Annotated in this window: 11 protein-coding genes; 5 read left to right on the plus strand and 6 right to left on the minus strand. The window is 66.9% G+C overall.

Annotation, left to right across the window (positions count from 1 at the left end; all coding sequences use genetic code 11):
• Positions 1 to 215: 215 nt before the first annotated feature.
• The 5 genes from ACN5KJ_RS08150 to ACN5KJ_RS08170 form a co-directional block, all read right to left on the minus strand.
• On the minus strand, positions 216 to 1,526 hold the full coding sequence (locus ACN5KJ_RS08150) for a sigma-54-dependent transcriptional regulator (RefSeq protein ID WP_418593219.1): 1,311 nt from the start codon (positions 1,524 to 1,526) through the stop codon (positions 216 to 218).
• Positions 1,527 to 1,647: 121 nt separating this feature from the next.
• Entirely contained in the window at positions 1,648 to 3,420 is a 1,773-nt protein-coding gene (locus ACN5KJ_RS08155) for a sensor histidine kinase (protein WP_418593220.1), read from the minus strand.
• Between the two features lie 4 nt (positions 3,421 to 3,424).
• Positions 3,425 to 3,817, minus strand: coding sequence for a DUF1850 domain-containing protein (locus tag ACN5KJ_RS08160; protein ID WP_206565645.1), 393 nt, complete (start codon positions 3,815 to 3,817; stop codon positions 3,425 to 3,427).
• Complete coding sequence (locus ACN5KJ_RS08165) at positions 3,814 to 5,889, minus strand: TRAP transporter permease (protein ID WP_418593222.1); 2,076 nt, start codon at positions 5,887 to 5,889, stop codon at positions 3,814 to 3,816. Before ACN5KJ_RS08165 ends, ACN5KJ_RS08160 begins: the two co-directional genes overlap by 4 nt.
• A 66-nt stretch (positions 5,890 to 5,955) precedes the next feature.
• Positions 5,956 to 6,912, minus strand: coding sequence for a TAXI family TRAP transporter solute-binding subunit (locus ACN5KJ_RS08170; protein WP_347165709.1), 957 nt, complete (start codon positions 6,910 to 6,912; stop codon positions 5,956 to 5,958).
• 211 nt (positions 6,913 to 7,123) lie between these two features.
• Between ACN5KJ_RS08170 and ACN5KJ_RS08175 the strand changes: the two genes are divergently transcribed.
• From ACN5KJ_RS08175 to ACN5KJ_RS08190, 4 genes are all read left to right on the plus strand, one after another.
• Positions 7,124 to 7,597 (plus strand): dihydrofolate reductase, encoded by a 474-nt coding sequence (locus ACN5KJ_RS08175; protein WP_418593223.1) that lies wholly within the window; start codon positions 7,124 to 7,126, stop codon positions 7,595 to 7,597.
• An 89-nt stretch (positions 7,598 to 7,686) separates the two neighbouring features.
• Complete coding sequence (locus ACN5KJ_RS08180; RefSeq protein ID WP_418593567.1) at positions 7,687 to 8,685, plus strand: YaaC family protein; 999 nt, start codon at positions 7,687 to 7,689, stop codon at positions 8,683 to 8,685.
• A 478-nt stretch (positions 8,686 to 9,163) separates the two neighbouring features.
• Positions 9,164 to 11,122 carry a DNA topoisomerase IV subunit B gene (gene parE, locus ACN5KJ_RS08185; RefSeq protein ID WP_418593225.1) on the plus strand — a complete coding sequence of 653 codons (1,959 nt, stop codon included), beginning with the start codon at positions 9,164 to 9,166 and terminating at the stop codon, positions 11,120 to 11,122.
• 40 nt (positions 11,123 to 11,162) lie between these two features.
• Entirely contained in the window at positions 11,163 to 11,849 is a 687-nt protein-coding gene (locus ACN5KJ_RS08190; RefSeq protein ID WP_418593226.1) for a hypothetical protein, read from the plus strand.
• A 15-nt stretch (positions 11,850 to 11,864) separates the two neighbouring features.
• Here ACN5KJ_RS08190 and ACN5KJ_RS08195 read toward each other — a convergent pair whose 3' ends face one another.
• Positions 11,865 to 12,077, minus strand: a complete 213-nt coding sequence (locus ACN5KJ_RS08195) for a CsbD family protein (RefSeq protein ID WP_418593228.1) — start codon at positions 12,075 to 12,077, stop codon at positions 11,865 to 11,867.
• Positions 12,078 to 12,259: 182 nt separating this feature from the next.
• Between ACN5KJ_RS08195 and ACN5KJ_RS08200 the strand changes: the two genes are divergently transcribed.
• Positions 12,260 to 12,967, plus strand: a complete 708-nt coding sequence (locus tag ACN5KJ_RS08200; protein WP_347165713.1) for a DUF1194 domain-containing protein — start codon at positions 12,260 to 12,262, stop codon at positions 12,965 to 12,967.
• Positions 12,968 to 13,028: the final 61 nt, after the last annotated feature.

The following is a 13,028-nucleotide window of genomic DNA, read 5'->3' on the forward strand; positions in this document are numbered from 1 at the left end:
GGGTTGAGTTGATCGGCCAAGCGCCAGCAGACTGCGCCGAGACCTGCCTGCAAAAGAAGTGCCGGGGGCCGCGCGTGATACGCGTATCCCGCCACGCCCTTGGCGGTCCCGGGACAGTCCCGTCAAGACGGCTTCAGCGAGCACCATGAAACGCCTTGAGGCGCCCCGCCTCAGCCCCGTGACACCGACACTCTGCCGGATCCGCCCCGCGCTTTCTAGCGCTTGCGGCCCGCGAGCAGCGGCAGCTTGGCAATCTTGTCGTTCAGCGTGCGCCGTGGCAGGCCGAGGATGCGGGCCGCCGCCTCTGTGTTGCCATTGCACTGGTCCAGCACGCGGGCGATTTCCTGCGCCTCGAAATCCGCGACGAGGTCGCGCAGGGTCTGGCCCGTTCCCCCCGCCATACCGGCGGCCCGGCGCGTGTCCTTGCCCTTCAGGCCCAGCACATGCCGGTCCGCCATGATCTTCAGCTCGTGCGCATTGCCGGGCCAGTGGTGTGCCTGCAGCGCCTTGCGGTCCTCGAAGGTGACCGCCGGCAGCTCTCGTCCGTGCCGCGCCGCCGCCGCCGACAGGAACTTCGCGAAGATCAGCGGCACGTCAGCGGGCACCTGCCGAAGGCTGGGCAGCGCGAGTTCGTACCCGGCAATGCGGTAATAGAGGTCCTCGCGAAAGCTGCCCTCGCCGATGACATCGCGCAGCGGCCGCGAGGCAGAGGCCACGACCCGGAACGCCAGCGCCCGCCCGTCGCCTTCCGCCTGCCGGGTCTGGAGAATGCGCAGAAGCTTGGGTTGCAGCGTCGCGGACAGCGCGTCGATCTGGTCCAGGAACAGCGTGCCGCCGTCGGCGGCGGCGATCAGGCCGGGGTCCGCGCCCTCTGCCGCGCCGCGCGCATCGCCGAACAGCACCGCCTCGGCGCCGCTGTCGGGCAGGGTCGCGCAATTGACGACGACGAAGGGTCCCTCGGGGCGCGGGCCGCGATGGTGCAGCAGCCGCGCCGCCAGTTCCTTGCCGGTGCCGGTCTCGCCGGTCACGACCACGTCGATGTCCAGCGGGGCGATCTCGGCGAGGGTTGCGCGCAGGGCCGCCATGGTGCGGCTTTCGCCGATGAATTCGCCCTGCGCATCCAGCCGGTCCTGCAGGCGCGCCACCTCGGCCTTCAGCCGCCCGGTCTTCAGCGCCCGTTCGATGACCATCAGCAGGTGCCCGGCATCATAGGGCTTTTCAAGAAAATCCTCGGCGCCCTGCTGCATCGCGCGCACCGCCTGCACCACGTCGCCGTGGCCGGTCAGCAGCACCACCGGCACGTCGCAGCCCGCCTCGGCCAGCGCGGTCAGCAACCCGATCCCGTCCATCCCCGGCATCCGCAGGTCGGTCAGCACAAGATCCGGGGGCGCAGCCACGGCGGCCTCCAGCGCGGCCCGCGCCTCGGCGAAGCCCTCGGTGCGGTGGCCCACGGCGCCGATCAGGTCGCAGAGACCTTCAAGGTGGTCGGGGTCGTCGTCGACGACGAAGAGGCGCGCGCCGCTCATGCCCCGGCGCCCCGCGCCAGCGATCCGTGCCGCCCTGCCATAGACCCCGCATCACCGGCCTGCCCCGGGCGCCCGCCGCCGTGCTCCACCCCGGTCCCGAGCCTGCGCCTGCCCTGCCCCGTCATTCCGCCGCCACCCGTTCACCGGCCATGGTGTCGAAGGTCAGCACCGCCCGTGTGCCGCCGCCGGGGGCCTCGGACAGGGCCAGCCGCCCGCCGAATTCCTCGACGATGGTGCGCGAGATCGACAGGCCGAGGCCAAGGCTCTCGCCGGTCTGCTTGGTGCTGAAGAAGGGTTCCGTCACCCGCGCCATCAGCGACGAGGGGATGCCCGGGCCGTTGTCCACCACCGCGACTTGCACCGAACCGCCGCTTGCCCGGCGCTCGACCCGCACGGCGGGCGCGGGGCGGTCCGCCACGGCGTCCAGCGCGTTCATCAGCAGGTTCACCAGAACCTGCTCCAGCCGCACCTCGCCCGCAAGGATCACCGGCCCGGGGCCCTGCGGCGCAAAACCGATCGTCACACCGCAATCGCCCGCGCGCGGCCCGACCAGTTCCAGCGCCGAGCGCACCACCGTGTCCACCGCCACGGGCCGCCGCTCGCCGTCCTCCTTGCGCGAGAAGCTCTTGAGGTGGCGGATCGTCCGCAGCATCCGGCGGATGTGGCTGCGCGCCTTCTCGATCCGCGAGACGGCGAAGTCGTCCGTGACCTTGCCCGACAGCAGGGTGGCGGCCAGCGTCGCCTCCATCGCCGCCAGAGGCTGGCTGATCTCGTGCACGATGGCCGCCGACATGCGCCCCAGCGCCGCCATCTTCTCGGAATGCACAAGCGCGTCCTGCGTGGCGCGCAGGTCGTCCTCTGTGCGCTGGCGTTCCTCGATCTCGCGGGCCAGCGCCTGCGTCCGCTCGGCCACCCGCGCTTCCAGCAGGGCGCCCTGCCGCAGCCGCATGTCCACCAGCTGCCGCCGCTGCCACCATGTCTGCGCCAGCGCCCCCAGCGCCAGCGCCGAGATCAGCACCGCCGCCGCCGTGCCCCAGGCCAGCCGCAGCGCCGGCACCAGCGACCCGCTGCCCAGCAGCACCCAGCCGTCGCCGGGCAGCGCCTGCCGCCTCAGCAGGCGGTCTTCGCCGCCCGTCGTCATCACCGCCTGCCCCGCCTCGCTCAGCAGCGGCGCGCGGTCGGCCACCGGGATCGCCGCAAAGACCCGATGCGCGGCGATGGCGGCCCTTGCCGTCTCGTCCAGTGAGACAAGCGGGCGGTAGACCCAGCGCGGCTGGCCCGACAGGATGATGACGCCGAAGCCGTCCGCGACGGTCAGCATCTCGCCCGCGTCGACCCATGTCTTTTGCAGCGGGCGCAGGTCGATCTTGACCACGGCCACCACCGGGCGCCCCGCGACCGTGGCCCGGGTGGCCATGAAATACCCTGGTTCGCCGGTCGTCACGCCGACGGCGTAGAACCGCCCGGAACCGCCCGCCATGGCATCGGTGAAATAGGGGCGGAAGGCGTAGTTCTCGCCGACGAAGCTGGTGTCGTCGCGCCAGTTGCTGGATGCGAGGGCGGTGCCGGTCTCGTCCAGCAGGTACAGCTCGTCCGCCCCGGACTGCCGGGCCGCCACTTCCAGCGCGCGGTTGGCGGTCGCGATGCGCTCGGCGCTTTGCGGATAGGTCACGGCGGCGCGGATGCGCGGATCTTCCAGCGCCACCAGCGGCAGGTAGCTGTAGCGCTCTATCTCTGCCTCCAGCGTGCGCGCGGTCAGCACCAGCGCGCGGTCGACCCGCTCTGCCAGCCCGGCCTTGGCGACCTGCCACGCGGCCAGCCCCGCCCCGCCCGCCACCAGCACGGCGGCAAGAACGAGGCATGGCCAGAAGGCCCGGTGGCGGCGCGCGATCATGGCCCTACTCTGCCACGGCTGTCGCGGCTGCGGAACTCCCCGCGTGGGCCGCGCAGGGCGCCAGCCGCAGGGGCGCGGCGCCCTCGGTGCCCAGCACCCGGCAGCTGCCCCCGGCGCAAAGCGTCCAGCCCGAGACCGTCGCGCCCGAGGCCGCCAGCACAAGCGCGGGCACGGTCACCCGGCCCTCCCAGACCCACCAGCCGTCCTTGAGGCGCGCGCCCTCGCCCGGCTCCATCCCGGCGCCCGATCCCTGCACCGCGCCCTCGACCAGCCGCAGGGCGTTTTCCTCGACGGCCCATGTCTCGCGCCATGTCACCCGCTCGACCGAATGGGTCCAGGACAGGGTGAACTGCGGCGCCATGGCAATCGCCACGGCACCGAGACAGAGCGCGCTCATGCCCGCGCCACCCGCTTTCCGGTCAGCCAGATCAGCCCCGCCGTGGCTGCGGCCAGCGCAAAGCCCACCTCATCGGTCATCGGCACCGAGGCGATCAGCGTGAAGGCCGCGCCCATCGCCAGCAGCCGCAGCGACCAGCCCAGCGGATGCCCGCACCAGCCGATCACCGCCACGCCCCAGAGCGCGATGGAGACGACCGTCTTGAACACCACGTAGGCCACCGCCGGCCAGAAGCCGATGGCCTCGGCCAGGGGCCCGCCCGGTTGCAGCATCAGCACCGGCGTGTAGACCGCCATGAAGGGGATGACGAAGCCCGCCGCCGCAACCTTGATCGCCTCCATCGAGATCTTCAGCCCGTTCGCCTTGGCGATGGGCGCGGCGGCAAAGCAGGCCAGCGCCACCGGCGGCGTCAGGTCCGCGAGGATGCCGAAATAGAAGACGAACATGTGGCTGACGATCAGCGGCACGCCGAGGTCCAGCAGCGCCGGTCCGGCAATCGACGAGGTGATGATGTAGTTGGGGATCGTCGGGATCCCCATGCCGAGGAAGATGCAGGTGACCATGGTCAGCACCAGCGACAGGAAGAGGTTCTCCTGCCCGATGGCGACGATGAACTGGCCGAAGGTGTTGGCCGCCCCGGTCAGCGTCATGGTCCCGATGATCACACCCACCAGCGCGCAGGCCACACCCACCGGCAGCGCCGTGCGCGCGCCCTCTGCCAGACTGTCGCGGATCAGGCCCAGCGTCTCGCGCCCGCCCCTGGACAGGGCGCACCAGATCAGCAGCGCCGCGATGGCGGCAAACAGCACATCGGTCCCGAATTGCAGGAAGGCCGCCGTGACAAGGCCCAGCCCGATCCAGAAGACCGTTCGGAACACCGTCGAGGGCAGGCCCAGCACGATGGTCCCGCCAAGGATCAAGAGAACCGTCAGGCCAAGACCCACGGTCCCGGCAAAAAGCGGCGTGTAGCCCCCGAACAGCAGGTAGATCAGCACCCCCAGCGGCACCAGCAGCATCCAGCCCTTGCGGATCGCGCCCAGCGGCGAGGGCAGCGTGTCCTTCGGCAGGCCGCTCAGCGCGTGCTTGCCCGCTTCCAGATGCACGATCCAGAAGGCCGAGGCGAAGTAGAGGATCGCGGGCACCAGCGCCGCCTTGACGACCTCGACATAGGGCACGTCCAGCGTCTCGGCCATGATGAAGGCAACGGCGCCCATCACCGGGGGCATGATCTGCCCGCCCATCGAGGCGGTGGATTCCACGCCGCCCGCAAAAGTCGCGCGGTAGCCAAAGCGCTTCATCAGCGGAATGGTGAACTGCCCGGTGGTGACGACATTGGCCACGCCCGAGCCCGAGATCGTGCCCATCAACCCCGAAGAGACGACCGACACCTTGGCCGCGCCGCCCTGCCGGTGCCCGAAGAGGCCCATGGAGACATCGGTGAAAAGCTGGATCATCCCGGCCCGTTCGAGGAAGGAGCCGAAGAGGATGAAGAGGAAGATATAGGTCGAGGAGACATAGATCGGGATGCCGTAGATGCCCTCGGTCCCGTAGGCCATATGGTCGATCACCTGGCTGAAATCATAGCCGCGATGGTCCAGCGGATAGGGCAGATGCTGCCCGAAGAGGCAGTAGAGCAGGAAGGCGCCCGCGATGATCGGCAGCGCGATTCCCATCATCCAGTAGGCGGCGGCGAAGACCGTGACCAGCGCCACGACACCCATGACGATATCCAGATCCGTGGGCCGCCCGGCGCGCAGGATCAGGTCCTTGTATTCGACCCACTGGTAGACCGCCACCAGCACCGCGGCGACCGCCAGCCCCCATGCCAGCGCCTTGACCGCGGGCCCGCGCGGCCGCGCGTAGGCCATCAGCGGAAAGGTCAGAACCATCAGGAACCCGACGTGGATGGCGCGCACGATCTGGCTGGCCATGTCGATCAGATGCGCGGCGGTGGCGATCTGGAACAGCGAGAAGACCACTGCCATCCAGAACAGGAACCGGCCCAGAAGCCCCTCGGGAAAACTCACACCATGGCTTTCCGCCGGTTCCGGCGGCGTGGCGATATCGGACATATCTGTCTCCTTGGAACGCAAAAGCGCCGCGCCCCCGGTCGGGAGCGCGGCGCGATCCGGGCCGGATCAGTCGATCAGCCCCTGCTCCTTGTAGAAGCGCTCGGCGCCCGGGTGCAGCGGGATCGGCATGCCGTCCAGCGCGCCCTCCAGCGTGATCTGCGCCGCTGCCTGATGCGAGGAGACCAGCGTCTCGAGGTTCTCGAAGAGCTGCTTGGTCATCTCGTAGGCCAGATCGTCGGAGACATCCGAATGCGTGATCAGGTAGTTCGAGATCGCCACCGTCGGCACGTCCGCATCCTGCCCGTCATAGGTGCCCGCCGGGATGGTTGCCGCCTGGTAGGGCGCGCCCAGCGTCTCGGCGATGGAGGCCGGGATCTCCAGCACGGTGATGTCCACCGAGGTCGAGAGGTCGCGGATCGAGGCCACGCCCAGCCCCGCCGACTGCAGCGTCGCGTCCAGCTGGCGGTTCTTCATCAGCTCCACCGACTCGGCGAAGGGCAGGTACTCGGTCTTGCCGAGGTCGTCGTAGGACATGCCCGCCGCGCCCATGATCGCGCGCGCGTTCAGTTCCGTCCCCGAGGCGGGCGCGCCCACCGACACCGCCTTGCCCGGCAGGTCATTCAGCGAGGTCGCACCGGCTTCGGCCAGCGCCACCAGCTGCACGTAGTTCGGGTAGATCGCCGCGATCCCGCGCAGCTTGTCCAGCTTCTCGGGGAAGCCCGCCTCGGCATTGCCGGCCCAGGCCGCCGCGACGCTGTCGCCCAGCGAGAAGGCGATCTCGCCCCGGCCGTCCTGCAGCAGGTTGAGGTTCTCGACAGAGGCCTTGGTGGATTGCACCTGCGTGCGCACCTTGTCGATGTTCTCGGCATAGATGTTCGACAGGCCGACACCCAGCGGATAGTAGACGCCCGAGGTGCCGCCGGTCAGCACGTTGACGAAGTTCTGCGCCTGCGCGCCGGTTGCGCCAAGGGCCACGACGGATGCCAGCAGAGCGCCGCGCAGGGCGGTGTTGAAATGGATCATGATATCCTCCCGTTGAGTGATCCGCCCCCTCCCGGGGCAATCGCCGCCATGCAAAACGCGGCGCGGGCGGTTGCGCAAAGACAACCCGCCGGGGCGGCGAAATCGCCGGGCAATCCCTTGCCACGGGCCGGGCAACACCTTGCGCGGCGCCTGCGTGACAAGGCGGGACCGGGCGGCTAAGCCTGTGCGGACCATTCTGCCGGAGGCCCCCATGATCACCCTCATCGCCGCTCACGACCGCAACCGCGCCATTGGCAAGGACGGGGACATTCCCTGGCACATCCCCGAGGATCTCGCCATGTTCAAGCGCGAGACGCTGGGCGGCGCGCTGGTGATGGGGCGCCGGACCTGGGAGAGCCTGCCGGTGAAGCCCCTGAAGAACCGCCTGAACATCGTGGTCTCGCGGGACACATCGCTGACCGAGCACGTCGTCGGCTCGGTCGCGGAGGCCGTGGCCCTTGCGCAGGCCGAAGGGTATTTCCGGATCTACGGCATCGGCGGTCAGAGCATCTACGAAGAGATGCTGCCCATGGCCCACCGCCTGCTGCTGACCGAGGTCGATACGGAGGTCGAGGGCGCGGATACGTGGTTCCCGGAGATTGGGGATGGGTGGACCAAAACTAGCCTCCTAGAACTTCAAGGAACACTTCCGCACACGTCAGCTTTGGAGTTGATAAATTTCTAAAGCGCAACAAAGACTGATGGGTATACTTAAAAGGTTGAATTGCGAATATGGCATATGAGGCTCTAAAACTCAAAGGTCGCCGAGTGTGGATGCACAAAGGTATCGTCGACCCCGACTTTTCGGCAGAGCACGTATTAAGCCGAGATCCCTGGCTATATGTGGAGCTTTGGCTAAAACGTCAGAGAAAGCACGAGGCGCTTTCTTATTGGCTACAGGCTCGTCGGTTCGCAGAAGCAAGCTCGCTTCTAGATGTGCAAGCAGCTCCATTGACCATGTACTATGCGTTTCTGAATGCGTCAAAGGCCTTACTGACACAAAAAGGCCTCAGCAAAGGCAAGCACCACGGAGTGTCAGGGTCACGCCCAGAGGATGCGCGGGCCAGCCTCGCCACGGAGACTGTAAATTTTCAAACTGGAGGAGTACTTCCCGACCTCTGCGGCTATCTTGGTGAAAGCACACAAAAAACTAGCTATTCACTTAAAGATATATTATGGAATATCCCCTTCGTCCACCGAGCATTTCTACTTACCTTTACCTCAACCCCAGAACTTTTCATACCACTGGAGCAATCTAGGTACATTCGAGAAAGTGGGACGAGAGAGGTATGGTTTGAAGCACAGATCATACCGCGCTTTACAGATAAACGAAAACTTGTGAACATTCCGCCCTCTTTCGAACACTTTGAAAGAGACGGCAACACATATGTTCGTCGAAAGAAGCGGTGTCGCTTCTGCATGAACCAAGATAGCGCAGACGACAAAATCCGTGCAAATACTCGACTACGCAACTATCACGCCCAGACACGGCGAGTAATCGTAAACATTACAGGAAATCGAGACCTTTGGTACTTAAAGCGAGCGCACTACAAAAATGAAGCTGGATCGCGACACACTATGTCCCTCATGTTCGCAGCAATGCACCGCCTTAGTGAGCTCTCTCGGTACGATCCCAAAGGACTAGAATCGCATTTAAATGGCCAAGCAAATTGGTTAATATCAGAATTCGTATATGGAAGCATGGACCAGTTCATTGACCAAATCTCCAGCGAAATTACGGGCAGGCAATTCTGGCCGCCCAAGGTAAGGTAACCTCAAGCGGCTGACGAAGCGTTGAAGAAACCAGTAGAGGCGCCGACCCGCGGGGTGGTGCCTCCATCGGGGCCGGCATGGCAGTTTATCCCCGCCAAGCCCGTGTGACCTCACCGGATCACCCGGCCCCCACCAAAGCGCCGCCCGTCGCACCGGAGGTGCGCCAGTCATGTTCGGCTCGCCTTCGGCGAGACGGGGCGGGTCATGCCAGAGGCATGCCTCCGGCATGACGCTGGCGCGGCGGCCTGCGGCCTGATTCCGCGCCGGGTGACATGGGTCAGCGCCCGAACAGCTGAGGTTGGCGCCGTATCCAAACCCGGCTCCCTCCCCTCCCGCGATGGGGTCGGCGTGGCGGGAATGCTTTCCCTCCGCGAGGCCTTTTAGCCCCGCCGCGCGCCCCGTTTACCCCGGCTTCGCGCTCTGCCATACTCGGCCCCCGACCAATCAGAACAAATCGAGCACGCCGAGGACCCCAGACATGGCCGACGACCTCCTCCAGTCCGCACAGGAACCGACCTACGACGCCTCCTCCATCGAGGTGCTGGAGGGGCTGGAGCCGGTCCGCAAGCGCCCCGGCATGTATATCGGCGGCACCGACGAACGCGCCCTGCACCACATGGTGGCCGAGATCCTCGACAACTCGATGGACGAGGCCGTCGCCGGCCACGCCAACCGGATCGAGATCATCCTGCACGCCGATTACGCCATCGAGGTCCGCGACAACGGGCGCGGCATCCCGATCGACCCGCACCCCAAGTTCCCCGGCAAATCGGCGCTCGAGGTCATCCTCTGCACCCTGCACGCGGGCGGCAAGTTCTCGGGCGACGCCTATGAAACCTCGGGCGGCCTGCACGGCGTCGGCGCCTCGGTCGTCAACGCCCTGTCGGATTCGCTGGTCGTGCAGGTGGCCAAGAACAAGGAACTCTTCGAGCAGCGATTCTCGCGCGGCATTCCCCTTGGCGGCGTCGAGAAGATCGGGCAGGCGCCGAACCGCCGCGGCACCTCTGTCACCTTCCACGCCGACGAGGAAATCTTCGGCCACCACCGCTTCAAACCCGCCCGCCTGTTCAAGATGGTACGGTCGAAGGCCTACCTCTTCTCTGGCGTCGAGATCCGCTGGAAGTCCGAGATCGACGATGGCGAAACCCCCTGCGAGGCCACCTTCCACTTTCCCGGCGGCCTGTCGGACTACCTGACGGAAACGCTGGGCACCTCCAGCACCTATGCCGAGGCGCCCTTTTCCGGCACCGTCGATTTCCGCGAGAAGTTCAACACGCCGGGCAAGGTCGAATGGGCGATCAACTGGACGCCCGCGCGCGACGGTTTCATCCAGAGCTACTGTAACACCGTCCCCACCCCCGAGGGCGGCACCCACGAGGCCGGGTTCTGGGCGGCGATCCTCAAGGGCATCCGCGCCTATGGCGAGCTGGTCAACAACCGCAAGGCCGCGCAGATCACCCGCGACGACCTGACGGCGGGCGGCTGCGCGCTGGTCTCCTGCTTTATCCGAGAGCCGGAATTCGTCGGCCAGACCAAGGACCGGCTGGCCACCACAGAGGCGCAGCGGCTGGTGGAAAACGCCGTCCGCGACCACTTCGACAACTGGCTGGCCTCGAACACGAAATCCGCGGGCGCCATCCTCGACTTCCTCGTGCTGCGCGCCGAGGAGCGGCTGCGCCGCCGGCAGGAAAAGGAAACCGCCCGCAAATCCGCCACCAAGAAGCTGCGCCTGCCCGGCAAGCTGACCGACTGCACCGCCAAGAACCGCGAGGGGACAGAGCTGTTCATCGTCGAGGGCGACTCGGCCGGCGGATCGGCCAAGGGCGCGCGCAACCGCGAGACGCAGGCGCTGCTGCCGCTGAAGGGCAAGATCCTCAACGTGCTGGGCGCGGCCTCGAACAAGCTGTCCTCGAACGCGGAAATCCGCGATCTCTGCGAGGCGCTGGGGGTCGGGCTGGCGACGAAGTTCAACGTCGACGACCTGCGCTACGACAAGATCATCATCATGACCGACGCCGACGTCGACGGCGCCCATATCGCCGCCCTGCTGATGACCTTCTTCTACACGCAGATGCGCCCGATGATCGACGCCGGGCACCTCTATCTTGCCTGTCCGCCGCTCTATCGCCTGACCCAGGGCGCCAAGCGCGTCTACGTCGCCGACGACGCCGCGAAAGAGGCCTTGCTGGCCAAGGGGCTGGGCGGCAAGGGCAAGATCGACGTGCAGCGGTTCAAGGGCCTTGGCGAGATGGATGCCAAGGACCTCAAGGAAACGACGATGGACCCGGCGACGCGCACGCTGATCCGCGTCACCATCGACGAGGACGAACCGGGCGAAACCGGCGATCTGGTCGAACGTCTGATGGGCAAGAAGCCCGAGCTGCGCTTCCAGTACATTCAGGAGAACGCGCGCTTCGTCGAGGAACTCGACGTCTGAACCCCTTGCCAAGGCCCGCGCACTCGGCAACTCTCGCCCCATGCGCGTGCTTGGCCTTCTGTGTCTTCTCTTGCTCGCCGCCTGCGGGCGGCCCCTGACCCCGTCAGAGACGGCCTACCTGCAGGCCATTCAGGGCGAGGCGCTGGACACCCGCAGGATGCGCATCACCAACGGGCATTTCGCCGGTGCCATCACCTACGAAATCCCGGTGCGCCCGCGCGACACCTGCCAGGAACGGATCTGGCCGCCGATGACGCAGGCGCAGACGGTGACCGTCTCGCCCGCCGCGACGGTGCTGTTCGATACGGTGCTGATGCGGAAGGACGTCTACCGGAAGGACTTCCTGAAGGGCTGGCCGGACCGGGTCGATCTTTTCGACGCCATGCTTCTGGCGCATGAGGCGACCCATGTCTGGCAATGGCAGAACCGCCGCAAGACCGGCTACACGCCGCTGAAGGCGCTGAACGAGCATGTGACCAGCCGCGACCCCTACCTGTTCGATGCCGACCAGTCCCGGGATTTCCTTGAATTCGGGTATGAGCAACAGGGCAGCATCGTCGAGGAATATGTCTGCTGCCGCCTGCTCGATCCGAAGGCGCCCCGGACAGAGCGCCTTCGCCTGATGATCTCGGAACACATGCCCATCGGGCGGCTGGATCGGATCGTCGACCGCCCGCTGATCCGCGTCCCATGGGACGGGCTGCAGGCCGAGGGCATCTGCCGCTAAAGCGCGGGTGCCGCCTCAGACCGGATCGTCGCCCAGCTTGGTCTGCCAGCGCGACAGTTCGCGCTCGGCTTCTTCGCGGGTGCGCCCGTATTTCTCCTGGATCAGGCCGAGCATCTGTTCGCGCTCGCCCCTGGCCTCCTGGATTTCATTGTCGGTCAGCTCACCCCACTCTTCGCGGGCCTTGCCCTTGAGTTGCGTCCATTTGCCTTGGATCTGGTCCCAGTTCATAGCGAACTCCTTTCGCGTTCGGGTCTGCCCGGACAACCCCCGGCCCCGACCGGCGGTTCCCGCCTGCATGGTGCCTTGGCAGGGCTGCTCACATTCCGGAGAGGCCGCGCCCCTCACCCGGATCAAGGCTGGCCAGGTCACCCGGCGCGGGTAAGCTGGACCCGGCAACAGGAGGCGAAGGCATGCGGATACTGGCAGCGGCGCTTGCGGGCGGGCTTTGCGCGGGGATGGCTGTGGCGCAGGACACGGATCTGGAACTGGTCCTGCTGGCGGATGCCTCGGGCAGCATCGACGCGGGCGAGATCGCGCTTCAGCGGCAGGGCTACGCTCAGGCAATCACCGACCCCGAGGTGCTGGCGGCGATCCGCAACACCGCCTACGGGACCATTGCAGTGACCTATGTCGAATGGGCCGCGAACCAGGCGGTGGTCGCGGACTGGCGCCTGATCGACGGCCCCGAGGCAGCCGATGCCTTCGCCGCCGAACTGCTGGCGACGCCGCGCCTTGCCTACGGGCGCAACGCCATCGGCGCCGCGCTGATCGAGGCGGTGCGGCTGATGGACACCAACACCCATGACGGCTGGCGCCGGGTGATCGACTTTTCCGGCGACAGCATGGGCAATTTCTCTGGTCCCAGCATCGCCGAGGGGCGAGAGACCGCGCTTGCGGCGGGCGCCACGATCAACGGGTTGCCGATCCTGCGCCCGGGCGATCCGGGCCGCGCCGGAAGCGGGCTGGAGGCGCTGTACGAGGCGCATATCATCGGCGGCCCCGGCGCCTTTGTCGTAAGTGCCAACAACCGCATGGCCTTTGCCGAGGCGGTGAAGCGCAAGCTGATCCTCGAGATATCCGGGACCACGCCGGTCCGGCGATTCGCGGCGGCGGACTGAAGGGGCCGGTGTCCCGCGTCTTTGCCGGGACACACCGGCGCCCCCCCGGCGCACAGAAGAC

The sequence above is a fragment of the Ponticoccus sp. (in: a-proteobacteria) genome, from assembly GCF_048381735.1.

Coding starts and splice junctions, on each gene's coding strand:
- ACN5KJ_RS08150 (WP_418593219.1), bottom strand. CDS start 1,526: ATGAGCGGCGCGCGCCTCTTCGTCGTCGACGACGACCCCGACCACCTT.
- ACN5KJ_RS08155 (WP_418593220.1), bottom strand. CDS start 3,420: ATGATCGCGCGCCGCCACCGGGCCTTCTGGCCATGCCTCGTTCTTGCC.
- ACN5KJ_RS08160 (WP_206565645.1), bottom strand. CDS start 3,817: ATGAGCGCGCTCTGTCTCGGTGCCGTGGCGATTGCCATGGCGCCGCAG.
- ACN5KJ_RS08165 (WP_418593222.1), bottom strand. CDS start 5,889: ATGTCCGATATCGCCACGCCGCCGGAACCGGCGGAAAGCCATGGTGTG.
- ACN5KJ_RS08170 (WP_347165709.1), bottom strand. CDS start 6,912: ATGATCCATTTCAACACCGCCCTGCGCGGCGCTCTGCTGGCATCCGTC.
- ACN5KJ_RS08175 (WP_418593223.1), top strand. CDS start 7,124: ATGATCACCCTCATCGCCGCTCACGACCGCAACCGCGCCATTGGCAAG.
- ACN5KJ_RS08180 (WP_418593567.1), top strand. CDS start 7,687: ATGCACAAAGGTATCGTCGACCCCGACTTTTCGGCAGAGCACGTATTA.
- parE (WP_418593225.1), top strand. CDS start 9,164: ATGGCCGACGACCTCCTCCAGTCCGCACAGGAACCGACCTACGACGCC.
- ACN5KJ_RS08190 (WP_418593226.1), top strand. CDS start 11,163: ATGCGCGTGCTTGGCCTTCTGTGTCTTCTCTTGCTCGCCGCCTGCGGG.
- ACN5KJ_RS08195 (WP_418593228.1), bottom strand. CDS start 12,077: ATGAACTGGGACCAGATCCAAGGCAAATGGACGCAACTCAAGGGCAAG.
- ACN5KJ_RS08200 (WP_347165713.1), top strand. CDS start 12,260: ATGCGGATACTGGCAGCGGCGCTTGCGGGCGGGCTTTGCGCGGGGATG.